23 protein-coding genes are annotated in these 26681 nt (G+C 73.4%); 12 read left to right on the forward strand and 11 right to left on the reverse strand.

Annotated elements, in window-relative coordinates; translation table 11 throughout:
* The first annotated feature begins 126 nt into the window (after window positions 1–126).
* Entirely contained in the window at window positions 127–711 is a 585-nt protein-coding gene (locus ACZ6A9_RS26300) for a peptidase inhibitor family I36 protein (protein ID WP_468989816.1), read from the forward strand.
* A gap of 138 nt (window positions 712–849) precedes the next feature.
* Here ACZ6A9_RS26300 and ACZ6A9_RS26305 read toward each other — a convergent pair whose 3' ends face one another.
* The 5 genes from ACZ6A9_RS26305 to ACZ6A9_RS26325 all read right to left on the reverse strand — a co-directional run bounded on the left by ACZ6A9_RS26305 (window position 850) and on the right by ACZ6A9_RS26325 (window position 6503).
* Window positions 850–1404 carry a GNAT family N-acetyltransferase gene (locus ACZ6A9_RS26305; RefSeq protein ID WP_468989818.1) on the reverse strand — a complete coding sequence of 185 codons (555 nt, stop codon included), beginning with the start codon at window positions 1402–1404 and terminating at the stop codon, window positions 850–852.
* 70 nt (window positions 1405–1474) lie between these two features.
* Window positions 1475–2398, reverse strand: coding sequence for a S66 peptidase family protein (locus ACZ6A9_RS26310; RefSeq protein WP_468989989.1), 924 nt, complete (start codon window positions 2396–2398; stop codon window positions 1475–1477).
* 5 nt (window positions 2399–2403) lie between these two features.
* Window positions 2404–4368, reverse strand: a complete 1965-nt coding sequence (locus ACZ6A9_RS26315) for a prolyl oligopeptidase family serine peptidase (protein ID WP_468989819.1) — start codon at window positions 4366–4368, stop codon at window positions 2404–2406.
* A 4-nt stretch (window positions 4369–4372) separates the two neighbouring features.
* Window positions 4373–5677, reverse strand: coding sequence for a M20/M25/M40 family metallo-hydrolase (locus ACZ6A9_RS26320; protein WP_468989821.1), 1305 nt, complete (start codon window positions 5675–5677; stop codon window positions 4373–4375).
* The gene (locus ACZ6A9_RS26325; RefSeq protein WP_468989823.1) at window positions 5670–6503 is read right to left on the reverse strand and encodes a M55 family metallopeptidase; all 834 of its coding nucleotides are present in this window, start codon (window positions 6501–6503) and stop codon (window positions 5670–5672) included. The genes ACZ6A9_RS26320 and ACZ6A9_RS26325 overlap by 8 nt, the downstream gene beginning before the upstream one ends.
* A gap of 391 nt (window positions 6504–6894) precedes the next feature.
* On the opposite strand from ACZ6A9_RS26325, the gene ACZ6A9_RS26330 reads away from it, so the two are divergent.
* From ACZ6A9_RS26330 to ACZ6A9_RS26355, 6 genes are read left to right on the forward strand one after another with little or no spacing between them, the layout of a single operon-like run.
* Window positions 6895–8079, forward strand: coding sequence for a substrate-binding domain-containing protein (locus ACZ6A9_RS26330; RefSeq protein ID WP_468989826.1), 1185 nt, complete (start codon window positions 6895–6897; stop codon window positions 8077–8079).
* 3 nt (window positions 8080–8082) lie between these two features.
* Window positions 8083–8823: an ABC transporter ATP-binding protein gene (locus ACZ6A9_RS26335; RefSeq protein WP_468989830.1), complete on the forward strand. Its 741-nt coding sequence runs from the start codon at window positions 8083–8085 to the stop codon at window positions 8821–8823.
* The gene (locus ACZ6A9_RS26340) at window positions 8820–9563 is read left to right on the forward strand and encodes an ABC transporter ATP-binding protein (RefSeq protein ID WP_468989832.1); all 744 of its coding nucleotides are present in this window, start codon (window positions 8820–8822) and stop codon (window positions 9561–9563) included. Before ACZ6A9_RS26335 ends, ACZ6A9_RS26340 begins: the two co-directional genes overlap by 4 nt.
* Window positions 9563–10489, forward strand: coding sequence for a branched-chain amino acid ABC transporter permease (locus ACZ6A9_RS26345; protein WP_468989835.1), 927 nt, complete (start codon window positions 9563–9565; stop codon window positions 10487–10489). The genes ACZ6A9_RS26340 and ACZ6A9_RS26345 overlap by 1 nt, the downstream gene beginning before the upstream one ends.
* A complete protein-coding gene (locus tag ACZ6A9_RS26350) occupies window positions 10486–11547 on the forward strand; it encodes a branched-chain amino acid ABC transporter permease (protein WP_468989837.1) in 1062 nt (353 codons plus the stop codon). The genes ACZ6A9_RS26345 and ACZ6A9_RS26350 overlap by 4 nt, the downstream gene beginning before the upstream one ends.
* Complete coding sequence (locus ACZ6A9_RS26355) at window positions 11544–12446, forward strand: alpha/beta hydrolase (protein WP_468989840.1); 903 nt, start codon at window positions 11544–11546, stop codon at window positions 12444–12446. Before ACZ6A9_RS26350 ends, ACZ6A9_RS26355 begins: the two co-directional genes overlap by 4 nt.
* A gap of 477 nt (window positions 12447–12923) precedes the next feature.
* Here the strand turns inward: ACZ6A9_RS26355 and ACZ6A9_RS26360 are convergent, their stop codons facing one another.
* The 5 genes from ACZ6A9_RS26360 to ACZ6A9_RS26380 form a co-directional block, all read right to left on the reverse strand.
* Window positions 12924–14318 carry an MFS transporter gene (locus ACZ6A9_RS26360; RefSeq protein ID WP_468989842.1) on the reverse strand — a complete coding sequence of 465 codons (1395 nt, stop codon included), beginning with the start codon at window positions 14316–14318 and terminating at the stop codon, window positions 12924–12926.
* A gap of 70 nt (window positions 14319–14388) precedes the next feature.
* Complete coding sequence (locus ACZ6A9_RS26365; RefSeq protein WP_468989845.1) at window positions 14389–14598, reverse strand: SDR family oxidoreductase; 210 nt, start codon at window positions 14596–14598, stop codon at window positions 14389–14391.
* Between the two features lie 269 nt (window positions 14599–14867).
* A complete protein-coding gene (locus ACZ6A9_RS26370) occupies window positions 14868–16388 on the reverse strand; it encodes an extracellular catalytic domain type 1 short-chain-length polyhydroxyalkanoate depolymerase (RefSeq protein ID WP_468989847.1) in 1521 nt (506 codons plus the stop codon).
* Between the two features lie 280 nt (window positions 16389–16668).
* Window positions 16669–19104 (reverse strand): MFS transporter, encoded by a 2436-nt coding sequence (locus ACZ6A9_RS26375; protein WP_468989849.1) that lies wholly within the window; start codon window positions 19102–19104, stop codon window positions 16669–16671.
* Window positions 19105–19269: 165 nt separating this feature from the next.
* On the reverse strand, window positions 19270–19713 hold the full coding sequence (locus tag ACZ6A9_RS26380) for an SRPBCC family protein (protein ID WP_189559733.1): 444 nt from the start codon (window positions 19711–19713) through the stop codon (window positions 19270–19272).
* A 160-nt stretch (window positions 19714–19873) separates the two neighbouring features.
* Between ACZ6A9_RS26380 and ACZ6A9_RS26385 the strand changes: the two genes are divergently transcribed.
* From ACZ6A9_RS26385 to ACZ6A9_RS26400, 4 genes are all read left to right on the forward strand, one after another.
* The gene (locus ACZ6A9_RS26385; RefSeq protein ID WP_468989851.1) at window positions 19874–20911 is read left to right on the forward strand and encodes an Rv2578c family radical SAM protein; all 1038 of its coding nucleotides are present in this window, start codon (window positions 19874–19876) and stop codon (window positions 20909–20911) included.
* Between the two features lie 163 nt (window positions 20912–21074).
* Window positions 21075–22655: an alpha/beta hydrolase gene (locus ACZ6A9_RS26390; protein ID WP_468989853.1), complete on the forward strand. Its 1581-nt coding sequence runs from the start codon at window positions 21075–21077 to the stop codon at window positions 22653–22655.
* Window positions 22656–22737: 82 nt separating this feature from the next.
* A complete protein-coding gene (locus tag ACZ6A9_RS26395) occupies window positions 22738–23133 on the forward strand; it encodes a Rid family hydrolase (RefSeq protein ID WP_468989856.1) in 396 nt (131 codons plus the stop codon).
* Window positions 23134–23153: 20 nt separating this feature from the next.
* Complete coding sequence (locus ACZ6A9_RS26400) at window positions 23154–23657, forward strand: GNAT family N-acetyltransferase (protein ID WP_468989992.1); 504 nt, start codon at window positions 23154–23156, stop codon at window positions 23655–23657.
* 109 nt (window positions 23658–23766) lie between these two features.
* On the opposite strand, the gene ACZ6A9_RS26405 is transcribed toward ACZ6A9_RS26400, so the two are convergent.
* Window positions 23767–24375, reverse strand: coding sequence for an adenylosuccinate lyase (locus ACZ6A9_RS26405; RefSeq protein WP_468989857.1), 609 nt, complete (start codon window positions 24373–24375; stop codon window positions 23767–23769).
* Window positions 24376–24728: 353 nt separating this feature from the next.
* On the opposite strand from ACZ6A9_RS26405, the gene ACZ6A9_RS26410 reads away from it, so the two are divergent.
* Window positions 24729–26534, forward strand: a complete 1806-nt coding sequence (locus ACZ6A9_RS26410; protein WP_468989861.1) for a 3-hydroxyacyl-CoA dehydrogenase family protein — start codon at window positions 24729–24731, stop codon at window positions 26532–26534.
* The last annotated feature ends 147 nt before the right edge of the window (window positions 26535–26681 follow it).

Raw genomic sequence — 26681 nt, forward strand, 5'->3', positions numbered from 1 at the left:
CGGCCGCTGAAATCGGTGTGTGAGCGGTACCGAGGGGTGCCGCCATGAGGGGCAGACGTCCTGTTCGCCGTGTGAACGACCAACGGGGCTGCTCATGAAGCGAAACCCACCGACGGAGGAAACCCCATGAATGTCCGATCCCAGATCACGAAGCGCGCCTCAGCCCTGCTGTGTGGCATGGCGCTGGCACTCGGAGCCGGCAGCACCGCCGCGGCCGCTACGGACCCGGCCACGCGGCCGGCCGAGTCGACGTACGCGGCGGAGGCGAAGGCGGTGGGCCTTTCGGCCCGGCAGGCGGCCCAGCTGCAGGACCGGGTGAACGCCCATTTGGCGGACATGAAGGTTCCGGCGGAACAGGTGAAGTACAACGAGATCCGGGCGAAGGACGGCAGCGCGACCATCACGATGGCCGTGCCCGGCGTGGCCGACACCAGCTGTTCCTACGAGTACCTGTGCCTCTGGCAGGGTGCCAACTGGACCGGAACCAAGCTGTCGCTCACCGTCTGCGCATTGCGCGACCTGAACGACTACGCCTTCAACAACGACACCCTCACCTCGTACAAGAACAACCAGACCACCGGCACGGTGGCCAAGTTCTACAACTGGGAGGGCTCCTGGGTCTACAAGTTCGGCAGCACGGCACCCCACACGGAGGACAGCCTCGCGAACACCCCCTGGAACAACATGATCGACGGAGTCCGGGTCTGCTGAGCCCTTGCCGGTAGCCCGATCATCTGAGCGACGCCCGGGGCGGACCGGACGATCGGACGCAGGGCTCAGGGTGGAGGGGGCGCCCGCCACGACGATGGTCCGCATGCCGGTCATGCTCACCCGCGCGGAGTGCGCTCTTCAGCGGCCCGCCGTCATCTCGCTGGTGATCGCCCAGCGTTCGTGGTCGCGCCAGGCGCCGTCGACGAAGAGCATCTTCGGGGAGAAGCCCTCGAGGCGGAACCCGCAGGCGCGGGCCAGGGCGATGGAGGCCGCGTTGCCGGGCTGCACGTTGATCTCCAGCCGGTGCAGCCGCATCGGCCCGAAGGCGTAGCGCACGACGAGGTGCAGCCCTTCGCGCATCAGTCCGCGGCCCGCCGCGTGCGCGAAGGCGCCGTAGCCGAGCGCGCCGCAGAGGAATCCGCCGTGGACGATGTTGTTGATGTTGATGAAGCCGGCGAGGCCGCCGTCCGCCTCCTTCTCGCAGACCAGGAACCCCGCCTTGGTGCGGTCCTCGATCAGCCGTCCCGCGTACGCGGCGTAGGCGGCCGCGGTGTCCGGCGGGAACAGCCAGGGGTGGTGCAGGTCCTTGCTCTCCCGGGCGCGGGCGGTGAACTCGGCGGCGTCCGCGTGGGTGAAGTGACGCAGCCCGACGCGGGCGCCCTCGATGAGATAGCGGGAAGTGGTGTGCGGCACGCCGCCACCCTACGACGCACCGCCGGACCTCGACGAGCGGCTCGACGCCGCTCGTCGAGGTCCGGCGGTGTCAGGTCAGCGCCGGTTCGTCCAGGGTCAGCGTGCCCGCGTCCGCGTCGAGTTCCGCGGCCACGCCGAAGGGGACGGTGAGCCCGTCGTCGCAGTGGCCGAACCCGAACTGCTCGGCCACCGGCACACCGAGTCCGCCGAGCCGGTCGGCGAGCAGCGTCCGCACCCCCTCGTACGGCTCGCACTGCGCCCAGGAGCCGAGCAGCAGCCCGTGGACGCCGTCCAGCCACCCGGCCCGCAGCAGCTGGGTGAGGTCGCGGTCCAGCCGGTAGGTCTCCTCCCCCACGTCCTCCAGGCAGAGCAGTCCGCCGCGGGCGGAGGGTCTGGCGTGCGGGGTGCCCCGGTCGGAGGCGAGCAGGGAGAGACAGCCCCCCAGGGTGACTCCGCGGGCCCTGCCGGGGACGAGGGCGGTGCCGTCGGAGACGATGGTGCGGACCGTCTCGGGGGCGAAGAGGGTGGCCCTGAGATGGTCCTGGGCGCGCGCGCTCTTCACGAAGTCGAGGCCCGCGGCCATCGGCCCGTGCAGGGTGACGAGACCGAGCCGGACCGCGAACGCCTCGTGCAGCGCGGTGATGTCGCTGAACCCGACGAACACCTTCGGTCCGGCCGCCCGCATGGCCTCCCAGTCGAGGGAGTCGACCATGCGCTGCACGCCGTAGCCGCCGCGGGCGCAGATCACCGCGTCGACGCCCGGGTCGCACCAGGCCGACTGGAGATCGGCGGCCCGCCCGGCGTCGCCGCCCGCGAGGTAGCGGAGCCCGCCGTGCCGGTCGAGGACGTGCGGGGCCACCACCGGGTCGAGGCCCCAGCCGCGCAGGATGTCGAGCCCGGCCCGGAGCCGGTCCTCGGGCACCGGGCCGCTGGGGGCGACGACGGCCACCCGGGCGCCGGGGGCGAGGCGGGGCGGCCGCCGCAGCTCTTCCACCCGGCTCACGCCTCCAGCTCCAGCGTCGGCACTCCCGGCGGTCTCATCCCGAACACCTGGGCGTACAGGGACATCTCCGCCTCCAGTGCGCGCACCATCGTCTCCGCCCGCCGGAAGCCGTGGCCCTCGCCCTCGAAGGTGAGGTACGCGTGCGGCACGCCCCGGCCGGCCAGCCGGGCCAGGAACCGTTCGCACTGCACGGGCGGGCAGATCACGTCGTCCAGTCCCTGGAGCATCAGGAACGGCACGGACAGCCGGTCGGCATGCTCGACGGGCGAACGCCGCACGTACCGCTCGGGAACCTCGGCGCGCGGGCCGACGAGAGTCTCCAGGTACTGGGACTCGAAGTCGTGGGTCTCCCCCGTGCCCCAGCCGGCGAGGTCGAGCACCGGGTAGATGATGGTGCCGCAGGCGTAGACGTCGGTCGTGGTGAGCGAGGCGGCGGTGGTCCAGCCGCCCGCGCTGCCGCCGCGCACGGCGAGCCGGTCGCGGTCGGCGGTGCCCTCGTCGGCGAGGGCCCGCGCGACAGCCGCGCAGTCCTCGACGTCGACCACGCCCCACTGTTCGCGCAGCCGGTTGCGGTACGCGCGTCCGTAGCCGGTGGAGCCGCCGTAGTTGACCTCGGCGACGCCGATGCCGCGCGAGGTGAAATAGGCGACCTCCAGGTCGAGCACGAGCGGCGACCGGCCGGTGGGGCCGCCGTGCGCCCAGATCACGTAGGGCGGCAGCTCGTCGGAGGGGCCGGTGCGGCCGGGGTGGTGCGGCGGGTACACCTGGGCGTGGATCTCCCGGCCGTCCGGTCCGGTGAAGGTGCGGATCCGCGGTTCGGGGTAGTACGCGGGGTCCACGGCGTCCCGGTGCTCGGCGCCGATCACGCGGGCCCGGCCGGTCCTGGTGTCCAGCTCCACCACCTCGTGGCCGCTGCGCGGTCCGGCGCCGACGGCGACGACCCGCTCGCCGTGGGCGGCCACGGTCGGCGCGAACTCGGTCCAGGGGCCGGCGGCGTCGCAGACCTCACCGGTCTCGGGGTCGAGGATGCCGAGCACGGGGGCGCCCCGGCCGTGGAGGACGGCGATCAGGCCGCCGTCCAGGGGGGCGAACCAGCGGTGCCCCAGCTTCCACAGGGGTCCGCCGAACTCCTCCTCGCGCGGGCAGAGCGGCTCCCCGTCCCGGTAGAGGTTCCACCAGCCGGTGCGGTCGCTGGTGTACAGCAGCCGGCCGTCGGGGGTCCAGTCCACCTGGGGGACGGACTCCTCAGGGCCGCCGGCCACCACGCGGGCGCCGGTGAGGGTGCCGTCCGGGGCGACGTCGGCGACGAGGAGTTCGGTGCCGTCCCACGGCATGCGCGGGTGGTCCCAGCCGATCCAGGCGGCGCGCCGTCCGTCGGGCGACAGGCGCGGCCCGGTGACGAACCGGTGCCGTCCCTCGCTCAGCTCCCGCACGCGCTCCCGGTCGTCGGCGGCCGAGCCGTCCAGCGGCACGGCGGCCAGGACGCGGCGGACGTCGCTCAGGCCGTCGCCGGTGAACTCCTCCAGGACGCACCACACCTCGTCGCGCTCCGGCAGCAGCACCGGCTCGGCCCAGCGCAGCCCGTCCCCGACCGGGGAGACGGGGGTGAGGGGGCGTGGCGCGGCGCCCGGTTCCCACCGGTAGAGGCGCTGGTCGGCGAAGTTCACGAACACCACGACCGGGCCGCCGTCGCGCACGGTGCCGGCCCATGGGAGGCCGCCGTACTCGATGACCCGGGTGCGCACGTTCCACGGGGCCGGCAGCACGGACTCCTCCGTGCCGTCGGCGTGCCGCCGCACCAGGGTGCGCCGGCCGGCCTCGGCTGGCCGGGGCTCGGTCCACCACACCTCGTCGCCGACGAAGCCCGCGAACTCGGGGCTGCCGTCGTGGGCCGCGGCCGTGGCCGCGTCGATGGGCGAGGGCCACTCGCCGTACGCCTCCGTCTGCACTGTCTCCCCCACGCGTTCAGGCGGTCCGCAGGAACCGGTCGAGGACCCGGACGCCGAAGTGGAGCGCCTCGACCGGGACGCGCTCGTCGACCCCGTGGAAGAGGGCCTGGTAGTCGAAGCCCTCCGGCAGCTTCAGCGGTGCGAAGCCGTAGCCGGTGATGCCGAGCCGGGAGAACTGCTTGGCGTCGGTGCCGCCGGACATGCAGTACGGCACGACGTGCCCCTCGGGCGCGAACTCCTCGACGGCGGCCCGCATCCGGGAAAACGTCGGGGTGTCCACCGGCGCCTGGAGGGCGGTCTCGTGGTGCGCGAACTCCCAGTCGACGTCCGGTCCGGTGAGCCGGTCCATGGTCGCCCGGAACTCGTCCTCGGCACCCGGGAGGAACCGGCCGTCGACGTGTGCCACGGCCTCCCCGGGGATCACGTTGACCTTGTACCCGGCGTCCAGCATGGTCGGGTTGGTGCTGTTGCGGACGGTGGCCTCGACGAGCTTGGCCGCGGGGCCGAGCTTGTCCAGCAGGGCGTCCACGTCGGACAGGTCGGTGTCGATGCCGTACACGGCGGCGATCTCGGTGAGCGCGGCCCGCACGGTCGGCGTGAGGCGCAGCGGCCACTCGTGTTCGCCGATCCGGTTGATGGCGGCGGCGAGGCGGGTCACCGCGTTCTCCCGGTTGACCTTGGAGCCGTGTCCGGCCCGGCCGCGGGCGGTGAGCTTCATCCAGGCGGTGCCGCGCTCGCCGGCCGCGATCGGGTAGAACTCCCGCCCGGCGCCGTCGTGGAAGGTGTAGGCGCCCGACTCGCTGACCCCCTCGGTGCAGCCCTCGAAGAGGTGGGCGTGCCGGTCGGCGAGGAAGCCGGAGCCGTCCTCGGCGCTGGCCTCCTCGTCGGCGGTGAAGGCGATGACGATGTCCCGGCGGGGCCGTACGCCCTCACGGGCCCAGGCCCGCACCACGGCCAGGATCATCGCGTCCATGTTCTTCATGTCGACGGCGCCGCGCCCCCAGACGACCCCGTCGCGGATCTCCCCGGAGAACGGGTGGACGCTCCAGTCGGCCGCCTCGGCCGGTACGACGTCCAGGTGGCCGTGGACGAGCAGCGCGTCGGCCGAGGGGTCGCTGCCCTCCAGGCGCGCGACGACGTTGGTCCGGCCGGGGGTGCGCTCCAGGAGCACCGGCTCCAGGCCGGCCTCGGCGAGACGGGCGGCGGCGTACTCGGCGGCGGGCCGCTCCTGGCAGTCGCCCCCGCCCCTGTTGGTCGTGTCGATCCTGATCAGGTCGGACGTGAAGGTCACGACCTCGTCCAGGGCCCGCGCGTCAGCCATACTGCTCCTCCACCGCGTTCGAGGCGATCGTGGTGACCGCCTTGAAGGTGCGGATTCCCTCGTACATGGTCGGGCTGGTGTACGCGACCTTCCGCTCACCGGTCCGGGTCACGCCCGGTACGACGGTGGCGGCCATCGCGAGGTGCTCCGCGTCGAACTCCACCGCCACGGTGAAGGGCCCGCCGTCGACGGGCTCCCGGCGCACCGCGAGCGCGGTCGCGTCCTTGGCGGCGGCGCGGATGTCGGCGGCGGTGCGGGCGGGGGTGCGGCACACCGCCGCGTACCGGGACACATGGTCCTTGACGGCGACCTTCATGGCCTCGGGCGCGTAGCCGAGCGCGTCCTCGCAGGCCACGTCGTCGCCGGTGACCAGGACCACCGGCACGCCGTACTCGGCGACCACGTGCGCGTTGAGCAGGCCCTCGCTGGCCCGTACGTCGTTGACCCACACGCCGGTGATGGAGTTGGCGAGGAAGGTGTGGGCGAGGACGCCCTCCATGCCGGCGCCCGCGTGGTAGCCGATGAAGGCGATGCCGTCGACGTCGCCGTGCTGCACGCCCTCGACCATGGACAGCGCCTTGTGCCGGCCGGTGAGCATCTCGGCCCGCTCGTCCAGTTGTTCGAGGAGCAGGTTGCGCATGGTCCAGTGGGCCTCGTTGATCAGCACCTCGTCGGCGCCGCCGTCGAAGAAGCCCTGCACGGCGGCGTTGACATCCGAGGTGAACATGGACCGGCACCGCTCCCACTGGGGGGTCCCCGGCAGCACGTCGGCCGGCCAGGTGACGCCGGTGGCGCCCTCCATGTCGGCGCTGATGAGGATCTTCATGCGGACGACGCTACATGCCGAAGAATCTGCTGGCCAAGGGCCCCTCGACAGTCACAGGTCCACACCACCGGGCCCGGATGCCGACGCCCGTCCGCGCCGCGGGCGTGCACCGGCCCCGTCGGTGAGGCTGGCCGTCCGCGCCGCGGGCGGTGCACCGGCCCCGTCCGACGTGGGGCGGAGCGCCCGCGGGCAGCCCGGTGCCGCACCTCCCGGCGACGGCCGACCCACGGGTGCGGCCTACATGGTCGAGCCGTTCCGCATGGAGGCGGACCACATTGTGGGCCTCTGGTGGCGGGAAACACACTGCCGGGTACCGCCCAGGGCACGGTGTTTCCGTGACGGAGCCATCGCTCCGGGCGCGTCCACCGCCGCATTGAGGAGCCGTCCGGTCATGCGTAGATCCGTCCTTCTTCCCACCGCCGTGGCCGTGATCGCCACCGCGTTCACCGCCTCGTGCTCCAGCCCGGGCAGCAGCGCCTCCTCCGCTTCGAAGGAGGTGAGGGTCTCCCTCATCACCTCCACCAGTGGACCGCTGGCCTCCTACGGCGAACAGTACCTGCGGGGTTTCGAGGCCGGCCTCGACCACGCCACCGGCGGCACGGGCACCGTCGACGGCGTCAAGGTCACCCTGCTGAAGGACGACGACGGCGGCGACCCGGCCAAGGGCGTCTCCCTGGCCAAACAGCGCATCGGCCAGGGGGTGCCGATCATCGCCGGCTCCGCGGCCTCCGGAGTGGCCACCCAGATCGCCCCCGTGGCGGCGCAGAACAAGACGCTGTACATCAGCGGGCCCGCCGCCACCGACGCGCTCACCGCCGCCAACCGGTACACCTTCCGCTCCGGCCGCCAGACCTACCAGGACGTGATGACCGCCAAGGGCATCCTCGGCGACTCCCAGGGCAAGAAGGTCGTCGTCCTCGCCCAGGACAACGCCTTCGGTCAGGCCAACGCGGCGGCCGTCAAGTCCGTGCTGGGCACCGGCGGCACCACCGTGACCCCGGTGCTGGCCCCGCCCAGCGCCACCGACCTCACCCCCGTGGCGAGCAAGGTCAAGGCGGCCGGACCGGACATGGTGTTCGTGGCCTGGGCGGGTGACACCGCCCAGTCGATGTGGTCGACCCTGGAGCAGCAGGGCGTACTGGACGCCGCGACGGTCGTCACCGGCCTGGACAGCCGGGCCAGTTACCCCGTCTTCGGCAAGGCCCGCGAGAAGGTCACCCTGCTGGCCCACTACGTGCCCGGCGCCGCCGGCACCCCGGAAGCCGAGGCCATGCGGGCGTACTTCGGGAAGAAGAAGTGGGAGGAGGACCTGTTCACGCCGGACGGATACAACGCCGCCCAGATGGTCGTCGAGGCCGTCCGGGCCGGCGGGGCGGACGCGGACACCGACGCCATGGTCAAGGCCCTCGAGGGCTTCACCTTCTCCGGGGTCAAGGGGCAGAACACCGTGCGGGCGGGAGACCACGCGCTGCTCCAGCCCACCTTCCAGGCGAAGTTCACCACGGCCGGCGAACCGGAGGTGTCGCGGACCTTCCCCGCCGAGCAGGTCGCGCCCGCCGAGAAGAAGATCGGCTGACGCATGACGCCCGTACTCCAACTGGACCGGCTCAGCTGGTCCGTCGGCGGCGCCGACATCATCAGCGACGTCTCCCTCGACGTGCGCGAGGGGGAACTGCTGGCCGTCATCGGCCCCAACGGCGCCGGGAAGACCTCCCTGTTCAACCTGGTCAGCGGCCTGATCCGGCCGACCGGCGGCGCCGTCCGCCTGGACGGTCACGACGTCACCGCCCTTGCCCCGCACCGGCGTTCCGGCCGGGGCATCGGGCGCACCTTCCAGTCGTCCTCGGTCTTCTCGACCATGACGGTGGCCGAACACGTCGAACTGGCCGCCCGGTCCGCCGGGGTGCGCAGGGTCGGCGCGGACGACGTGACCGGCTTGCTGGCGCGGGTCCGGCTGGCCGACCGCGGCGCCGACCTCGCGGCCGGCCTGTCCCACGGGGACAAGCGCAAACTCGAGCTGGCGATGCTGCTGGCCCCCACCCTCGACGGCGGCACGGCCGGAGCGCGGCTGATGCTCCTGGACGAGCCGATGGCCGGGGTGGCCGCGGAGGAGACCGGCGAACTCACCGACCTCATCCGCTCGCTGCACCGCGACGAGGGCCGGACCGTGCTGCTGGTCGAGCACCACATGGACGTGGTGCTCGGCCTGGCCGACCGGGTCGCCGTCATGCACCACGGGCGGCTGCTCGCCGCCGCGAGTCCCGCCGAGGTCATGGCGGACGCGACCGTTCAACAGGCCTACCTGGGAGATGAGCTGTGACCTCGCCGCCACCGATCCTCACCGTCCGGGGCCTGGACGTGGACATCGCGGGCTCACGCATCCTCACCGGCGTGGGCTTCGACGTCCCCTCCTCCGGGGTGACCGCCCTGCTGGGACGCAACGGCGTGGGCAAGACCACCACCCTCCGCGCGATCCTCGGGCTGCTGCCCGACGGCGGGCGGGTGACCGCGGGCCGCGTCACCCTCGCCGGCGAGGACATCACCGCCGAGCCCACCCACCGCACCATACGGCGCGGCATCGGCTACGCCCCCGAGGACCGGGGCGTCTTCGCCGGCCTGACCGTCGCCGAGAACCTCGCCCTCGCCGAACGCCCGGGACACGCCCACCACTACGACCTCGTGCACGACCTCTTCCCCGAACTGGCCGCCCGCCGCGGCCAGCGAGCCGGCACCCTGTCCGGCGGCCAGCAGCAGATGGTCGCCCTCGCCCGGACCCTGCTCAACGACAACGTCCTCGTCGTCGTCGACGAACCCACCAAGGGCCTCGCGCCACGCGTGGTCACCGAGGCCGCCGAAGTGCTGGAGCGCGCCGCCGAGCGGGTACCGCTGCTGCTCGTCGAGCAGAACCTCGCCGTCGTGCGCCGGCTGGCCAGGAGCGCCGTCGTGCTGGACGCCGGCCGGGTGGTGCACACGGGCGACGCGCGCGAACTGCTCGCGGACACGGCCCGGACGACCGCGCTGCTGGGTGTCGGCAGTCACTCGAGCAACGGAGCCGCCTGATGGACACCCTCGTCCTGCTCACCCTGACCGGCCTCGGCCTGGGTGCCCTGTACTTCCTCATCGCCTCCGGTCTCGCCCTGATCTTCGGGCTGATGGACGTGCTGAACTTCGCGCACGGCGCGTTCCTCACCGTCGCCTGCTACACCGCCTGGCGCACCGCCGAGACGGTCGGCGGGGTCCCGGGGCTGCTGCTCGCCGCGGTGGTGGGCACGGCCACCGGCCTCGCCCTCGCGGTGGTGGTGGAACTGGTCCTCATCCGGCGGCTGTACGGCCGGGCCAGGGAGCAGATCCTGGTGACCGTGGGGCTCTCACTGGCCGTCCCTGCCCTGGTACAGACCGTGTGGGGCGCGGACGCCCGCACCTTCCCGGTCCCCGACGCGCTGAGCGGCACCGTCGGGGTGCTCGGCGCCCGGGTGCCCGTCAACCGTTTCCTGCTGGTCGCGGTCGCGCTGCTCGTCCTCCTCGGCGTGCGGATGTTCCTGTCCCGTACCCGCTACGGGCTCATCGTCCGTGCGGGGGTCGAGGACCGGGCCATGGTGACGGCGCTGGGCATCGACGTCACCCGCGCCTTCACCCTGGTCTTCGCCCTGGGCGGCGCCCTCGCGGGGCTGGCCGGCGTGCTCGGCGGGATCTACTTCGGCTCGCTCTCCCCCCATCAGGGCACCTCGCTGCTCGTCTTCGCCTTCGTCGTCGTGATCATCGGCGGCCTGGTCTCGATCACCAGCGTCGCGCTGTCGGCGCTCAGCGTGGGCCTGGTGCAGCAGTACGCCAACTACTACGCGGGCGGATACGGCGACCTCGCCGTCGTCTTCCTGCTCGCCGCCGTGGTGCTGGCCCGGCCTGCGGCCGGCACCGGTGCGCCGCTGCTGCGGCTGCGCCGCGCGCTCACCGCACGCCGGACACACACCGCAGGAGGCACGGCATGACCGCCACCCGTACCCCGCGGGCCACGCCCGCCACCGCACCGGTGAAGGGCCCCGCAGCGGACCGGGCCGGGCGGCTGCCCAGGCTCCGGCCGCTGACCGTCCCGGCCGCCGTGCTGCTGCTCCTCGCACTGCTGCCGTACTCCGCGGTGGACATCCCGGTCCTGCTCGACGGGCCGGTCAACTCCCCCGGCTCGCTCCAGCTGTTCGCGCTCTGCCTCATCTTCGGCGGACTCGCGCTCGGCTACGACCTGATGTTCGGCCGCACCGGGCTGCTGTCCTTCGGCCACGCCCTCTACATCGCCGGCGGCGCCTACGGCACCCAGCTGGCCATGGCCGAGCTCGGCCTGGGGCTGGTGCCCGCCGCCCTGCTCACCCTGGCCCTCGGCACGCTGGCCGCCGTCGTCCTCGGCGCCATCTCGCTGCGCACACTCGCCCTCGGCAGCGTGGGCTTCGCCATGGTCACCCTCGCCTTCGCCCAGGCCGGGTCGATCTACGTGGAGCGCAACCCCGGCGGTCTCACCGGCGGCGAGGAAGGTCTGCCCCTGCACGTCGACGGGGTGCCGGCGGCGCTGGTCGGCGTGCAGAACACCGCCCACATCTACTGGCTCGCCCTCGGCTACCTGGCCCTGGTCGCGGCGGTCGTGTGGACCGTCACCGCCCGTCCGGTCGGCCGTGTCTGGCAGGGCATCCGCGACAACGAGCAGCGCGTCGCGGTCCTCGGCCGCAGCTCGTTCGCCTACAAACTGGGCGCCTTCACCCTCGCGTCCGCCCTGGCCGTCCTCGGCGGCGTGCTGCACCTGCTGGTGACGGCGGGCGCCACCCCGCACACCTCCACCCCGGAGTTCACCCTCACCCTGCTGGTGATGGTGGTGCTGGGCGGCAGCGGCACCCGCTGGGGGCCCCTCGTCGGCGGGGTGCTCTTCACCTACCTCGACCAGCGGCTCGGTGGCTGGAACCTCGGTGTGGAGCCCATGCTGGTCCTCGGCGCGCTCTTCGTCGTCGCCGTCTACGCCGCGCCCGGCGGCATCACCGCCCTGGGCCGAAGGAGGAGTTCATGACCACGTCCGGCGCGGGCCCGGAGACGCGGAGTCTCACCGTCCCGGTGAGCGGCGGCGACCTGGCCGTCACCCGGTGGCCGGGCCCCGGCCCGCTGGTCGTCGCACTGCACGGCATCACCGCCAACTCCCTGGCGTTCGCGGCCGTGGCCGAGGAACTGCCGGACGCCGACCTCTACGCCCCCGACCTGCGGGGGCGGGCCGCCAGCGCGGCGCTGCCCGGTCCGTACGGTCTGGCCGCGCACGTCCGTGACACCGTCGCGCTCCTCGACCACCTCGGCCGGCGGCAGGCGGTGCTCCTCGGGCACTCCATGGGCGCCTTCGTGGCGGCGCTGGCCGCCGCCCGCCACCCGGAACGCTTCCCGCGCGTGGTCCTGGTCGACGGCGGCCTCGGCTTCCCCGCGCCCGCGGGCACCGACATCGACGAGCTGCTGCAGGCCGTCATCGGTCCGGCGATGGACCGGCTGTCCATGACCTTCACGGACCGGGACGCCTACCTCGCGTTCTTCCGCGCCCATCCCGCGCTCGCCCCGCACTGGGGCCCGCGGGTGGCCGCCTACGTCGACCGCGACCTCACGGGCCGCGCGCCCGAACTGCGCAGCAGCTGTGTGCTCGACGCGGTGCGCGCGGACGGCGCCGACGTGCTCGGGGACCCCGAGGTCCTGGCCGCCGTGTACCGGTCCCAGGTGCGCGGCGCCCTGCTGTGGGCCGAGCGGGGCCTGCTCGACGAACCGCGGGCGCTCTACGATGCCGACCGTGTCGCCGCGGCCGGCCTCGACCCGGACCGGATGCCGGCCCGCCGCGTCGACGACACCAACCACTACTCGATCCTGTTCCCGCCGGCCGCGGGCGAAGTCGCCGCCGCGGTGCGGGCCGCGATGCCCGGACGGGGCGAGGGGTGAGGCGCGTCGCGGGCACCTGAGCCCGTCCGTCCCCCGGAAACGCCGGAGCCCGGCGCCTGCGCAGGCGCCGGGCTCCGGCGTTTCCGGCGGTGGGGCACTGGGGCGCGGTCCGCCTCACAGCGCCGCGCCGGGCGTGTCCGCGTCGGAAACGAGGGCCGTGCGACGCGGTCGAGGCGCCGGGCGACAGTGCCCGACATCGACGGGGGACGTCCTCTGCCCGGACCCGGCCGGCGCCGTGGCCGTGGTCCGGTGCCCCGCCGGGCGCCGTGGCCGAGGACGGGCCCGTCGGCTCGCGGGCGGAACGACCGGTCCCCCTCCTCCCGGCCCGGGCCGGCCCGGTGCCCTCCGCGTCGTGAACGCCCGAGCCGCCCCCGCGCCAGCGGGGGCGGGCGGCCGGGACGGCGGGTGCGGAGTTCGGTGCGTGCCTGTGGTCCGCCCGTCTCCTGCTCACGGGCGGACCACGGTACGGCGGTGGCGTCAGGCCCGGTCGGTGCGGGCGAGCGCCGGCTCCTGCCCCAGCGGGGGCGTCGGTGACTCCTTGACCGACTGGGTGAGGTCGCGCCCGCGCGTCTCCTTGACGACCACGACGGTGAGGGCGGTGATCAGGGCGGAGGCACAGAGGTACAGGGCGATGGGCGTCGAGGATCCGTATCGCCTGAGAAGTTCGACGGCGATGATCGGGGCGAGCGCCCCGGCGAGGATGGAGGCGAGCTGGGAGCCCACGGAGGCGCCGGAGTAGCGGACCTTGGTGTCGAACATCTCGGAGATGAAGGCGGCCTGCGGTCCGTACATGGCGCCGTGGAGCAGCAGACCCACGGTGACGGAGAGGGTGATCACGCTGAAGGACCGGGTGTCGGCCAGGGAGAAGAAGGCGAACGCCCAGGCGGCCATGCCGACCGCGCCGATCATCGTCACCGGCCTGCGGCCGATGCGGTCGGAGAGCGCCCCCCACAGCGGGATGGTGACGAAGTGGACGGCGGAGGCGATCAGGACCGCGTTCAGCGCGGTGCTCTTGGGGAGCTCCAGGTGGGTGGTGACGTAGACCAGCAGGAAGGAGGTCAGGACGTAGTAGGAGATGTTCTCGCCGAACCGGACCCCGATGGCCCCGAGCACCTCCCGCCAGCTGCGGCGGAAGACCTCGACGACGGGCGGCTTCTCCTCGGCTCCCTCGGCGGCGGCCGCTTCGGCCTTGGCCTGGGCAGCGAGGAAGACAGGCGATTCGGAGACCGAGACGCGGATCCACAGTCCGATCAGGACCAGGACGCCGGAGAGCAGGAAGGGGATGCGCCAGCCCCAGGACTGGAACGCCGCCTCGGACTGGACGGAGGCCAGCACCGCGAGGACGGCGGTGGCCAGCAGGTTGCCGGCGGGAACGCCGCACTGCGGCCAGGAGGCCCAGAAGCCCCGGTGCTTGTCGCCGCCGTGCTCGGAGACGATCAGTACCGCGCCGCCCCATTCGCCGCCCAGGGCGAAGCCCTGGATCAGGCGCAGGACGGTGAGCAGGATCGGGGCGCCGACGCCGATGCTGCCGTACGTCGGCAGCAGGCCCATGGCGAAGGTGGCGCCGCCCATCATCAGCAGGCTGAGCACGAGCAGCTTCTTACGGCCGATCTTGTCGCCGTAGTGCCCGAAGACCATGCCGCCGATCGGCCGGGCGAGGAACCCGATCGCGTACGTCATGAAGGCGAGCAGCGTACCGACCAGCGGGTCGCTGCTGGGGAAGAAGAGGGTGTTGAACACCAGCGCGGCGGCGGAGCCGTAGAGGAAGAAGTCGTACCACTCGACGGTGGTGCCGATCAGGCTCGCGCCGACGACGCGGGCGATGCCGCCGGGGCGGGGCTCGCCCGGCTTGGCGGGTGTGGTCTCGGACATGGGTTCACCGATTCTCGGGTGAGGTGCGGGGACGGACGTGGGGGGGGCGGTCAGGGGGACGGGCGGCGGGTCAGCCGGCTCCCCAGCCGCCGTCGAGCGGCGGGGAGATGCCCGTGATGGAGCTGCTGTGGTCGGCGCACAGCCACAGCGCGGCGGCGGCGACCTCCTCCGTCTCGAGGAGGCGCTTGACGGGTGAGCGGGTGAGGAGCACGTCGGTCAGGACGTCGCCGGCGCTGATGCCGTGCGCGGCGGCCTGGTCCCGGCCGGCGCCACGGTGCACGCCTTGCCGATACCGCTGCCGCCGCCGGTGACCAGGGCGGTCCTGGACGTCAGGTCCACGGCGGCGCCGGCCGGCGCCGGGCGGGGAGCGGGACGAGGCGTTTCGCTTGTCATGGCCGGAAACAGTACGGACGCCCCACCGTCATACCTATGTGTTCGGAACATATAGAAGCTGCTCGTTCAGTGGATGGCCGGGCTACAGACCTCGCGGGACAGCGCGGGGTGCCGCAGGCGCTGCGGACACGCCTGCGGCCGTGAACGTGTCGCGCGTCAGGGGCACTGCCCGTCCGCGAGGGTGAAGTGGCCGGCGGGCGACTCCTTCAGGGTGTGGGTGACGTGGAGGTTGTACAGGCCCATGTTCTGGCCGGAGCCCTTGGCGTAGGTGTAGCCGCCGCTGGTGGTGGCCCTCCCCGCCTGGACATGGGCGTAGTTGGAGGCCGTCCAGCAGGCGGCGCTCGCACCGGTGGTCCGCGCGGTGACCGTGCCGGAGAGCCGTCCCGGCCTGCCCTCGTCGTCCCGGGCGGCGACGGCGTAGGTGTGGGAGGAGCCCGGGGTGAGACCGCTGTCGGTGTAGGACACGGAGTCCACCGTGGCGACCGGGACACCGTCGCGGTGGACGGCGTACGACGTGGCGCCGTCCACGGGATCCCAGGTCAGGCCGATGGAGGTGTCGGTGACCGCGGCCGGGGCGAGGCCGGTCGGAGCGGGCAGCGTCCCGGTGCCGGTTCCGGGCCGGTCGAGGCCGAAGAAACGGCTGATCCAGTGGCTGGAGCAGATCGAGTCCGCGAAGTGGGCCGTGCCGGTGCTGCCGCACTGCTCGGGTCCGCTGCCCGGATCGACCGGCGCGGCGTGCCCGATGCCCGGGACCCGGTTGACCTCGACGGCCACCGAACCGTCCGCGGCGGCGTACTCCTCGTGCCGGGTGGAGTTGGGGCCGATCACGGCGGTACGGGTCGGCGTCCGGGACAGGCCGTGCAGCTCGGTCCACTGGTCGCGCAGTTCGTCGGCGTTGCGCGGCACGACGGTGGTGTCCCGGTCACCGTGCCAGACGGCGACGCGCGGCCACGGCCCCGTCCACGACGGGTGGGCGTCGCGGACCCGCTGGGCCCACTGGGCCGGGGTCCGGTCGACTCCGGGGTTCATGCAGGTGTAGGCCGCCATCATGTCGTCGGCGCAGCCGTGGGGCAGCCCGGCGACGACCGCGCCGGCCCGGAAGACGTCCGGGTAGGCGGCGAGCACCACCGACGTCATGCCGCCGCCGGCGGACAGGCCGGTGACGAAAGTCCGCGAGGCGTCCGCGCCCCAGGCGGAGACGGCGTGCGCGGCCATCTGCCGGATCGACTCGGCCTCGCCCTGGCCCCTGCGGTTGTCGGCGGGCTGGAACCAGTTGAAGCACTTGCCCGCGTTGTTGGCACTGGTGGTCTCGGCGAAGACCACCAGGAAGCCGTGCCGGTCGGCGAGTTCGGGCAGGCCGGAGTTGTCGGCGTACGTCTGGGCGTCCTGGCCGCAGCCGTGCAGGGCGACCACCACCGCCGGGTCGGCGGGCAGGGCGGCGGGCCGGTGGACGTACATGTTCAGCCCGCCCGGGTCGGCACCGAAGCCGGTGACCCGGGTCAGACCGGCCGCGGCGTGGGCCGTCGGCGCCGGTGCGGCCAGGGCCGGCACCAGGACCAGGGCGACGACGGCCGCGAGCCGGGACAGCAGGCCGAACCGGCCACGTCGCGTAGGGGGCGGCACGGGCCGGGTGCGGAAGTGGGGCGGGACGGTACTCCGGTGCGGCGGCGGCTGCATGGCGACTCCTCGGTGCGCGGGGGGGACGCCGGGCCGCTCCTTCGGCGTGGATCGGTCGGGGCGGCCCGGTGTCCGGCACCGTAGGGGTGGTTCAATGCGCAACGGTATGGCGGGCAGCACCACAGCCCGCCCCCGACGACGCTGACCCGCGTGGGTTGTGCCGCCCGACCCCGCCTGCTACTCAGACACCGGCCGGCCGCCTCCGGCGCGAGGTGCGGCGACAGGGAAATGGCCCGCCGGTGCTCGCACCGGCGCGCGTTTCCCCGTGGGGAGGACCGTTTCAGTCCTCGTGACCCAGCAGGAGGTCGCGTTCCGTACGGCCTCCGCCGGCCATCTGGAGCACGGTCGCGACCGGTGGGTAGCCGGCGGCGATGACGGTGTACTCGCCGGAGGAGAGGTCGACGAAGCGGAAGGTGCCGTCGGGTCCGGTGGTGAGGGTGTCGACGACGTTGCCCGCCGCGTCCAGGAGGGTCACGCGGGCCTCCTCGACGGGCCGTCCGCCGCCCGCCCGCACGGTGCCGCGGAGCACGGCGCCGCCGGCGAGTTCGACGTCCTGGCGGGTCTCCCTGGCGGCCTGGACGGTGACGGGGAGGGCGGCCGGCCGGAAGGCGGGGGCGCTCGCGGCGAGCGTGTACTCGCCGGCCACCAGCTCGGTGATGACGTAGCCGCCCTCACGCCCGCTGCGGGTACTGGCGACGACCTCGCCGTGGACGTTGGTGAGGGTGACGGCGGCATCCCGTACGGGGGTGCCGTCGGCGGTGACGACGCTGCCGGCCAGGCGGCCCGCGCCACCGAGGACGACGTCGAGTTCGACGGGCCGCTCGCCGACGGTCACGGAGACCGCCTGCGGCTGGTGGCCGCCGGCGGCCGCGATCAGGACGTACGCGCCCGGGCCGGGCGTGGCCAGCGCGTACCGGCCGTCCTCGCCGCTGGCGCCGCGTCCGGTCTGCTGTCCGGACACGTCGATGAGGGTGAGCGCCGCACGGGGCACGGCGGTTCCGTCGGGATGCTGGACGGTGCCGCAGACGGGGATGCCGCCGGTGTGCGGCGGGCGCGGCGGGGCGGAGGACGCCCCGCCGGCCGCGTGGGGGCGGGCGGGCGGCACGCGCGGGTCGAAGCGCGGTGCTTCCTGGGCGGGGTCGGCGATGGGGGTGTGGTGGGACACCAGTGGTTTCTCCTTGAGGAAGAAGGCGATGAGCAGGCCGAGGACGAGCACCGGCACCAGGTAGAGGAAGATGCGGGGCATGGCGTCGGCGTAGGCCTGCACGTAGGCGTCGCGCAGCCCGGGCGGCAGCGCGTGCACCAGCTCGGGGGTGACGGACCCGGCGTCCGGCGCGGCCGCGTCCGCGGGAAGGCGTTCGGTGAGCGCGTCGTCGAGCCGGTCGGCGAAGAGCGTGCCGAAGACGGCGGCGCCGACGCTGCCGCCGATCTGCCGGAAGTAGTTGTGGGCGCTGGTGGCCGTGCCGAGGTCGGCGGGGCGGACCGCGTTCTGCACGGCGAGGATCAGCACCGGCATCACCATGCCGATGCCCGTGCCCAGGACGGCCATCCAGACGCTGTAGTGCAGCCGGGGGGTGCCGGTCTCCAGGCGGGAGAGCAGCCACATGCCGGCGACGGAGAGGGCCGCGCCGGCGACGGGGTGCCACCGGTAGCGGCCGGTGCGGCTGATGAGCTGGCCGGAGACGAGGGAGGCACCGACGATGCCTCCCGTCATCGGCAGCATCAGCAGCCCGGACTCGGTGGCGGAGGCCCCGTCGACCATCTGCAGGTACGTGGGCAGATAGCTCGCGGCGCCGAACAGGGCGACGCCGATCACCAGGCCCACCAGGCCGGTGACGTTGAAGACGGAGTCGCGGAACAGGCGGAGCGGGATGAGGGGTTCGGCGGCGAAGCGTTCGACGACGAGGAACAGCGCGCCGGCCGCGGCGGCGCCCGCGCCGAGTCCGAGCACGGTGCGGGAGTCCCAGGCGTGCTCGGTGCCGCCCCAGGTGGTCAGCAGCACCAGGCAGGTGGAGGCGACCGCCAGCAACAGGGTGCCGAGGACGTCGAAGCGGCCCCGCGCGGCCGGTTTGGGCAGCTTGAGCACCAGGGCCACGACGACCATGGTCAGGAGACCGAAGGGGACGTTGATGTAGAAGCACCAGCGCCACGAGAGGTGGTCGGTGAACCAGCCGCCGAGCAGCGGTCCGGCGACGGAGGCGAGGCCGAAGGCGGCGCCGACGAGTCCCATGAAGCGGCCGCGCTGCCGCGCGGGCACGATGTCCGCCATGATCGCCTGGACGCCGATCATCAGTCCGCCGGCGCCGACGCCCTGCACCGCGCGGTAGGCGATCAGCTGGTCCATGGTCGTCGCCCGCCCGGCCAGCGCGGAACCGATGACGAAGACGAGGATGGCGAACTGGAAGACGCCCTTGCGGCCGAGCTGGTCGCCGAGCTTGCCGTAGACCGGGAGGCCGATGGTGGAGGTGAGCAGGTAGGCGGTGATCGCCCAGGACATGCTGTCCAGGCCGTGCAGGTCACCGACGATCTTCGGCAGCGCGGTGGCGACGATCATCTGCTCCAGCGCGGCGAGGAGCAGCGCCGGCATCAGGGCGAGGAAGACGAGCCGGACCCGGCGCGGGCTCAGGCCCGGCTCCCCTGCCGGAGCCGGGGGCGGCGGGCCCCCGGCCGGTGGTGCCGTGACCGGCTCGTCCTGCGTCAGAGTGATCCCGCCCACGTGCCGCTCCCCTCGTCGCTCCGCCGGACAATTCCCGCGTAAAAGCGACAACTACGAGCAAGCGCGGCGAGTTACGGGACAGAGGCGGTCCGTCGGCGGATCACTCGAACCGGTGAGGCGTCAACTCCCCGCCGGTTCTCGGATCTTGAGGGTGCGCGACGACCCCTACTTCTCAACTTCCGTGGCCAGCTTGGCCAGCAGGGCGTCATAGATGCGGGCGAGACCCTTGGGCGCGAAGGTCTTCTCGAAGAAGCCGCCGATGCCGCCGGCGCCGTTCCAGACGGTGGTCACGACGACCCGGGAGCGCCCCTCGCCGGCCGGGGTGACGCGCCAGGTGGTGACCATGGAGGAGTTGCGGTCCTTCTCCACGAGTTCGCCGTCGGTGGGCTCGGTCACCTCCAGCAGACAGTCACGCACGCGCTTGCTGGTGGCCTGGAGCTTCCAGTGCACCAGGGTGCCTTCGCCGTCGCCGCCCTCGCGGACCTCGTACTCGCTGTACTGCTCGGGCAGCAGCTTCGCACGGGTGCCGCTGTAGTCGGCGAGGGCGTCGAACACCGTCTCCGCGTCCGCCGCGACGATCCGCTCCGTAGTGGCCTCGACCTGCGCCATCGCTTTCCTCCAGGGCATGGGGTAACGGGGTCGGGGCAAGCCAATCACCCCCGCGCCCGGCCGCTCAAATCGGGGTTCCGTATGTGACCGAACATGGCCACCCGCACGATCAAGGGAACACTTGTTCTATTCTGTGGGCCAGTGCTACCGAGGAGGCGTCATGCGCTGGGAGAACCTCACCCCGGACTCCGGACACGGCCGGGCCGACGCCGCGCTGTTCGGCGCGGAGGCGGTGACCACCCGCACCTTCGACACGCCGGAGTTCCGCGGCATCACCTTCCACGAAATCCGGGCGCGTTCGATCGTCAACCGTGTGCCGGGGGCCTCCCGCATGCCGTTCGAGTGGACGGTCAACCCCTACCGGGGCTGCACGCACGCGTGTGTGTACTGCTTCGCGAGGAAGACCCACAGCTACCTCGACCTCGACACCGGCCTCGGCTTCGACAGCCAGATCGTGGTCAAGGTGAACGCACCCGAGTTGCTGCGCCACCGGCTGTCCTCCCGCGGCTGGCAGGGGGAGCACATCGCGATGGGCACGAACGTCGACTGCTACCAGCGCGCGGAGGGCCGCTACCGGCTGATGCCGGGCATCCTCGCCGCCCTGCGCGACCACGCGAACCCGTTCTCGATCCTCACCAAGGGCACGCTGATCCTGCGGGACCTCCCACTGCTCCGGCAGGCCGCGGAGGTGACCGACGTCGGCATCTCCGTCTCGGTGGGCTTCACCGACGAGACGCTGTGGCGCACGGTCGAGCCGGGCACACCGGCCCCGGAGCGGCGGCTCGACGTGGTGCGCACGCTCGCCGGGCACGGCATCGGCTGCGGTGTCCTGATGGCACCGGTGATCCCGTTCCTGAGCGACCGCCCGGAGCAGCTGAGGGCGACCGTGCGGGCCGTCGCGGCCGCCGGCGCCACCTCCGTCACCCCGCTGGTGCTGCATCTGCGGCCCGGCGCCCGCGAGTGGTTCATGTCCTGGCTGGCGTGCTACCACCCGCACCTGACCGGCCGCTATGAGCGGCTCTACGCGGACGGCGCCTACGCCCCGAAGTGGTACCAGCGGCAGATCACCCGTCAGGTGCACGAACTGGCCGAGGAGTACGGCATCGGCCCCACCCGCCCGGGCATGCCGCGGCGCGCGCGGGCCGCCGGACCGAGCGAGCCTCAGACACCCGAGCCGACCCAGCTCACGCTCCTGTAGGCCCCGGGCGCCGCCCGGCACGCGGGCAGCGCATCCGAGCGCTTCCGGCGGCCCAATTGGGTCAACAATGGGCGCAACACGTTCATCCAGGGCCTCGCACCGGGACGATGCCGCGTGGGCCGTGAGCCTCGCGGTCCTCAGCACTTCCGTCCTGGGAGGACCCATGAGAAGACGCGCAGCCGTGCTGTGCGGTGCCACCGTCGTCCTGGCCGGAAGCCTCGCGGCACTCCCCGCCGCAGCGGGCACACCGCGCGCCGCCGACACCTTCCCCGTGGCGAAGCCCGCATGGAAGAAGTGCGCCACCGACGACTACCCGACGCTGCAGTGCGCGTCGGTCGAGGTGCCGCTCGACCACTCGGCCCCCGCCGGACGCACGATCACCCTCGCCCTGTCCCGCGTCCCGCACACCGCGAAGAAGTACCAGGGCCCGCTGCTGGTGAACCCGGGCGGCCCCGGCGGCAGCGGGCTGACGCTCGCCGGGTTCGTGGCGTCGTCGCTGCCGAAGAAGGTGGCCGCGCAGTACGACGTCATCGGCTTCGACCCGCGCGGGGTCGGCGCGAGCGAACCCGCGCTGGACTGCGCGCCGGACCACTTCGGGCCGGTGCGCCCCGACTCGGTGCCCGCCTCGCCCGAGGCGGAGCGGGCCGGGCTCGCACGCGCGAAGTCCTTCGCCGAGGCCTGCGGCAGGAAGTACGGCGATCTGCTGCCGCACATCAGCACGGGCGCCGCGGTGCGCGACCTGGACGTGATCCGGCGGGCCCTCGGCGCGAAGAAGATCAACTACTTCGGCTACTCCTACGGCACCTACCTGGGCGCCGTCTACGCCAAGCTGTTCCCGGACCGGGTGCGCCGTCTGGTCCTGGACTCGGTGGTCGACCCCACCGAGGTCTGGTACGACGCCAACCTGAACCAGAACCTCGCCTTCAACGACCGCCACCGGGCGTTCATGGACTGGGTGGCCAAGCACGACACGACGTACCGTCTGGGCACCGACGCGGAGAAGATCGAGGCCAAGTGGTACGCGATGCGCGCGGAGTTGAAGAAGGCCCCGGCCGACGGCAAGGTGGGTGCGGCCGAACTGGAGGACACCTACATCCCGGGCGGCTACTACAACGGCTACTGGCCCTATCTCGCGGAGGCGTTCGCCGCGTACGTGAACGACGGGGACGACGGGCCGCTGGTCGAGGCGTACGAGAACTTCGGCGCGAACGACGCCGCCGGGGACAACGGCTACAGCGTCTACACGGCGGTCGAGTGCCGGGACGCCTCCTGGCCGCGTGACTGGGCGCAGTGGCGCAAGGACACCTGGGAGATGTACGAGCGGGCACCGTTCATGGCCTGGAACAACGCCTGGTACAACGCGCCGTGCGCGTTCTGGCCGACCGAGTCCCTGCGGCCGGAGCGCGTCGACAACAGCGCGCTGCCGCCGGCGCTGCTGTTCCAGGCGACGGACGACGCGGCGACGCCGTACCAGGGCGCGGTCACCGTCCACCGGTTGCTGGGGCGTTCCAGCCTGGTGGTGGAGTCGGGGAGCGGCAACCACGGCATCACGCTGAGCGGGAACTCCTGTCTGGACCGGCACCTGGTGGCCTACCTCACCGACGGGACGGTGCCGCGCGGAGGCCGGGGCGAGGCCGAGGCGGTGTGCGCGGGGCTGCCGGACCCGGAGCCGCTGACGTCTAAGGCGGCACCGGACACGGCCCGCGGCTCGACGCTGCACGGCCTGCTCGGCCCGCGGGGCTGAGGGCCGACGCCCCGTCGGGGGCGGGCGCCGGGCCGACCGCAGGGATCAAGGCGGGCCGGCCTCATGGGGCATCATGCACTCCATGACCCGCCTCACCCGCCTCCCCACCCCCGACGGCGTGGCTCCCGCGGCCCAGTACACCCACGTGGTGACCGGCACCGGCCGCCTCGTCGCCGTCTCCGGCCGGCTCGCCCCGGACGAGGACGGCGGGCCCGTCGGCGAGGGCGACGCCGGGGCCCGGGCCCGTCGGGTCCTCGAGAACCTGAGGCGCTGTCCGGCGGCGGGTGCGACGTTCGACGACGTGACGAAACCGGCCCACCTCGTCGCGGACATGGCGTACCTGCCGGCCGTCCGCGCGGCCCGCGCCGCGCACCTGCCCGACGACCGGCTGCCGGCCGCGTCCGCGGTCCGGGTCGCCGGGCTGGTCCGCCCGGAGTTCCTGCCGGGGATCGAGGCCCCCGCGGTGGTGGACGCGTGAGCGGGCCGCTGTTGCGGCCCATGACCGCCGACGACTGCGAGGCCGTCGCCACGATCCGGATACGCGGGTGGCAGCACGCGTACCGGGGTCTCGTCCCGCAGTCGTACCTCGACGGCCTCGACATCGCGGCCGACGCCGAGCGGCACCGCGCGCGCCTCTCGGCGGGCGACGGCAGTACGGTCGACCTGGTCGCCGAGACCGGGGGCGGTGAACTCGCCGGGTGGGTCGCGTTCGGCCCCTACCGGGACGGCGAGGCGCGCACGGCGGACGCCGAGCTGTACGCCCTGTACCTGCCTCCCGAGCGCATCGGCCAGGGCGTGGGACGCACCCTGCTGACCGAGGCGTCCCGCCGCTGCGCCGGCGCCGGTCACCGGCGCATGTACCTGTGGGTCCTCAAGGGCAACCTCCGCGCCCGCCGTTTCTACGAGCGCGCGGGCTTCGCCCCGGACGGCACCGAGGAGCCCTTCGAGGTGGCCGGACGGGCGGTGCCGGAGGTCCGGTACGCCAGGGACCTCACCGACTGACGCCGGAACGCCCCGCGACGGCCTCCGCCGCACCCGGGGGGCTCCGCCGGCCCGGTACGGGCAGCGGCGGGAAAGCGCGCACCGCGAGCGAGCTCACCGGGCGGCGGCGCTAGCGCTGTCCGGGTGTGCGGCCGCGGGCGGCGCCGCCCTGGCGGGGGATGCGGGACAGGGCGTGGACCGCCGCCTCGGCCAGTGCCGGGTGCGCGAGGGCCTCGTTGAGTACGGGTTCGGCGCGCGGGTCGCCGAGTTCGCCGAGCCCTTCCACGCAGGCGAGGGCGACCCGGCGGTACGGGTCCTGGGGGCGCAGCCTGCGGCGCAGGGTGGTGATCAGGGCCGGCACCGCCTCGGGTGCGCGCAGTCGGGCGAGCAGGCGGACCGGGTGCAGGGCGTAGGCGACGCGCAGTTCGTTGGTGGCGAGGGCGGCGGCGGCGCGGGCGGTGCGCGGGTCGTCGAGGCGGGCGAGGGCGTGGGCCGCGGAGGCGCAGCGCGGCGGGTCCCGGTGGTTGAGGAGGAGGACGAGCGCCTCGAACGCCCGGCGGTCACCGGCCAGTCCGAGCCGGAACGCGGCGAGTTCCCGTGCCCACAGCGGCTGTCCGGGCGCGGTGAGGACGCCGGCCAGGGTGTCGGGGTCGTCCGTGGCCAGCAGCCGGTCGTACGCCGCCGATCCGCCCGACTCCGCCCGTAAGCGCTCCGTGAGCGATCGCACCTCTTCGTCCATGCCCCCGAGGTTAGGTGCCGGGCGGGGTACGCGGGACGTACATCACAAACCCGGGGGGCTGGCGCGCTCGTTACCCGCAAGTTAAGCTCAGACGAGCGAGTTACCCACTCGCGACCCTCCTCACGGCGGTCTGGTGACGCGGCCGCAGTGAGTCGCAGTCGGTTCGGTACCCCGTGTACCGCAGTACGGCTCGGCCCCGGGACAGGGCCGGTCGGATCCACCAGCCGCTTCTCCGCGGCGCCGGGCGTGTGCGCTCGCAGCCCGGTCCACACCCGCATCCCGCACGCACCCGGTGCGCCCCTCGGCGCACCGGGCGTGTCTCCCGTCGTCACCCTCATTCCTGGAGTCCCGCGATGGCCACTCCCCTCTCCGACACCTCCCTGTCCCCGCTGCGCACCGTCGCCGTGGTCGGACTCGGCACGATGGGCACCGGCATCGCCGAGGTCCTGGCCGCGGCCGGCCGCGACGTCGTCGGCATCGACATCAGCGAGGCCCAGACGGCGCAGTGCGTCGCCGCCCTGGAGGCCTCGACCGCCCGCGCCGTCGAGCGCGGCCGGCTCACCGAACAGCAGCGCGCCGAGCTCCTCGCCCGCGTCACCACCTCCACCGACCTCACCGCCGCGGCCGAAGCCGACCTGGTGATCGAGGTGGCCCCGGAGTCGTACGAGGCCAAGCAGCAGATCTTCCGTGAACTCGACTCGATCGTGCGGCCGGAGACGATCCTGGCGACCGGCACCAACGCCCTCTCGGTCACCCGGCTCGCCGCCGACTCCGCCCGCCCCGAGCGGGTGCTGGGCATGCACTTCTTCAACCCGGCACCGGCCATGAAGCTGGTCGAGATCGTCTCCAGCGTGCTCACCTCGCCCGCGGCCGTCACGGCGGTCACCGACCTCGCCCTGGACCTGGGCAAGGAGCCCGTGGCGGTGGGCGACCGGCCCGGATTCGTCGCCGACGGCCTGCTGTTCGGCTACCTCAACCAGGCCGCCGCGATGTACGAGGCCAACTACGCCTCGCGCGAGGACATCGACGCCGCGATGCGGCTGGGCTGCGGTCTGCCCATGGGCCCGCTGACACTGCTCGACCTGATCGGCATCGACACCGCGCGCACCGTTCTGGAGGCCATGTACGCGGAGTCCCGGGACCGGCTGCACGCCCCCGCTCCCGTCCTCAAGCAGCTCAGCGAGGCTGGCCTGACCGGCCGCAAGGCGGGGCGCGGCTTCTACACCTACGAGGCGCCGGGCAGCGGGACGGTCGTGCCCGACGCCCTCACCCCGCGCGAGGACGCCTCCGGGGCCCCCGGCCGCACCGTGCGCTCGGTGGGTGTCGCGGGCTCGGGCACCATGGCCTCGGGTATCGCCGAGGTGTTCGCCAAGGCGGGCTACGAGGTGGTCCTGGCCGCCCGCAGCGAGGAGAAGGCGGCCGCCGCCAAGGCCCGTATCGGGAAGTCGCTGGCGCGCTCGGTCGACAAGGGCCGGATGACCGCCGAGGCCGCCGCGCAGACCCTGGAGCGGGTCCGTGCGACGGGCACCTACGACGACTTCGCCGACGTGGACCTCGCGCTCGAGGCGGTGGCCGAGGACCTGGAGGTCAAGCGGCAGCTGTTCGGGACGCTGGACAAGGTCTGCAAGCCGGGCGCGGTGCTCGCCACGACCACCTCCTCCCTGCCGGTCGTCGCCTGTGCCCGTGCCACCTCGCGTCCGCAGGACGTGATCGGCATGCACTTCTTCAACCCCGCGCCGGCCATGAAGCTGGTCGAGGTGGTGCGCACGGTGCTGACCGCGGACGACGTCCACGCCACCGTGCGCGAGGTGTGCGGGAGGATCCGCAAGCACGCCGTGGACTGCGGTGACCGGGCCGGGTTCATCGTGAACGCCCTGCTGTTCCCGTACCTCAACAACGCCGTCAAGATGGTGCAGGAGCACTACGCCTCCCTCGACGACATCGACGCCGCGATGAAGCTGGGCGGCGGCTACCCGATGGGCCCCTTCGAACTGCTGGACGTCGTCGGGCTCGACGTCTCGCTCGCCATCGAGAAGGTGCTGCACCGCGAGTTCCGTGACCCGGGCCTCGCCCCCGCGCCCCTGCTGGAGCACCTGGTGGCCGCGGGCTGCCTCGGCCGCAAGACCGGCCGTGGCTTCCGCGAATATGCCAAGCGCTGAGGCGCGCCCCGGCGACCGGTTCGAGGGCGGCGCGCAGTGGGGCGGGCTGCTCGACCCCGACCGGTTCGCGCCGCCCGCCCGCAGCGCCCCTCCCCCGCCCGCGGAGGGCGGGGGAAGCCCCTCTCACGCGCATCGAGCTGCGCACAT

It is taken from the genome of Streptomyces sp. NPDC041124 (genome assembly GCF_055592385.1).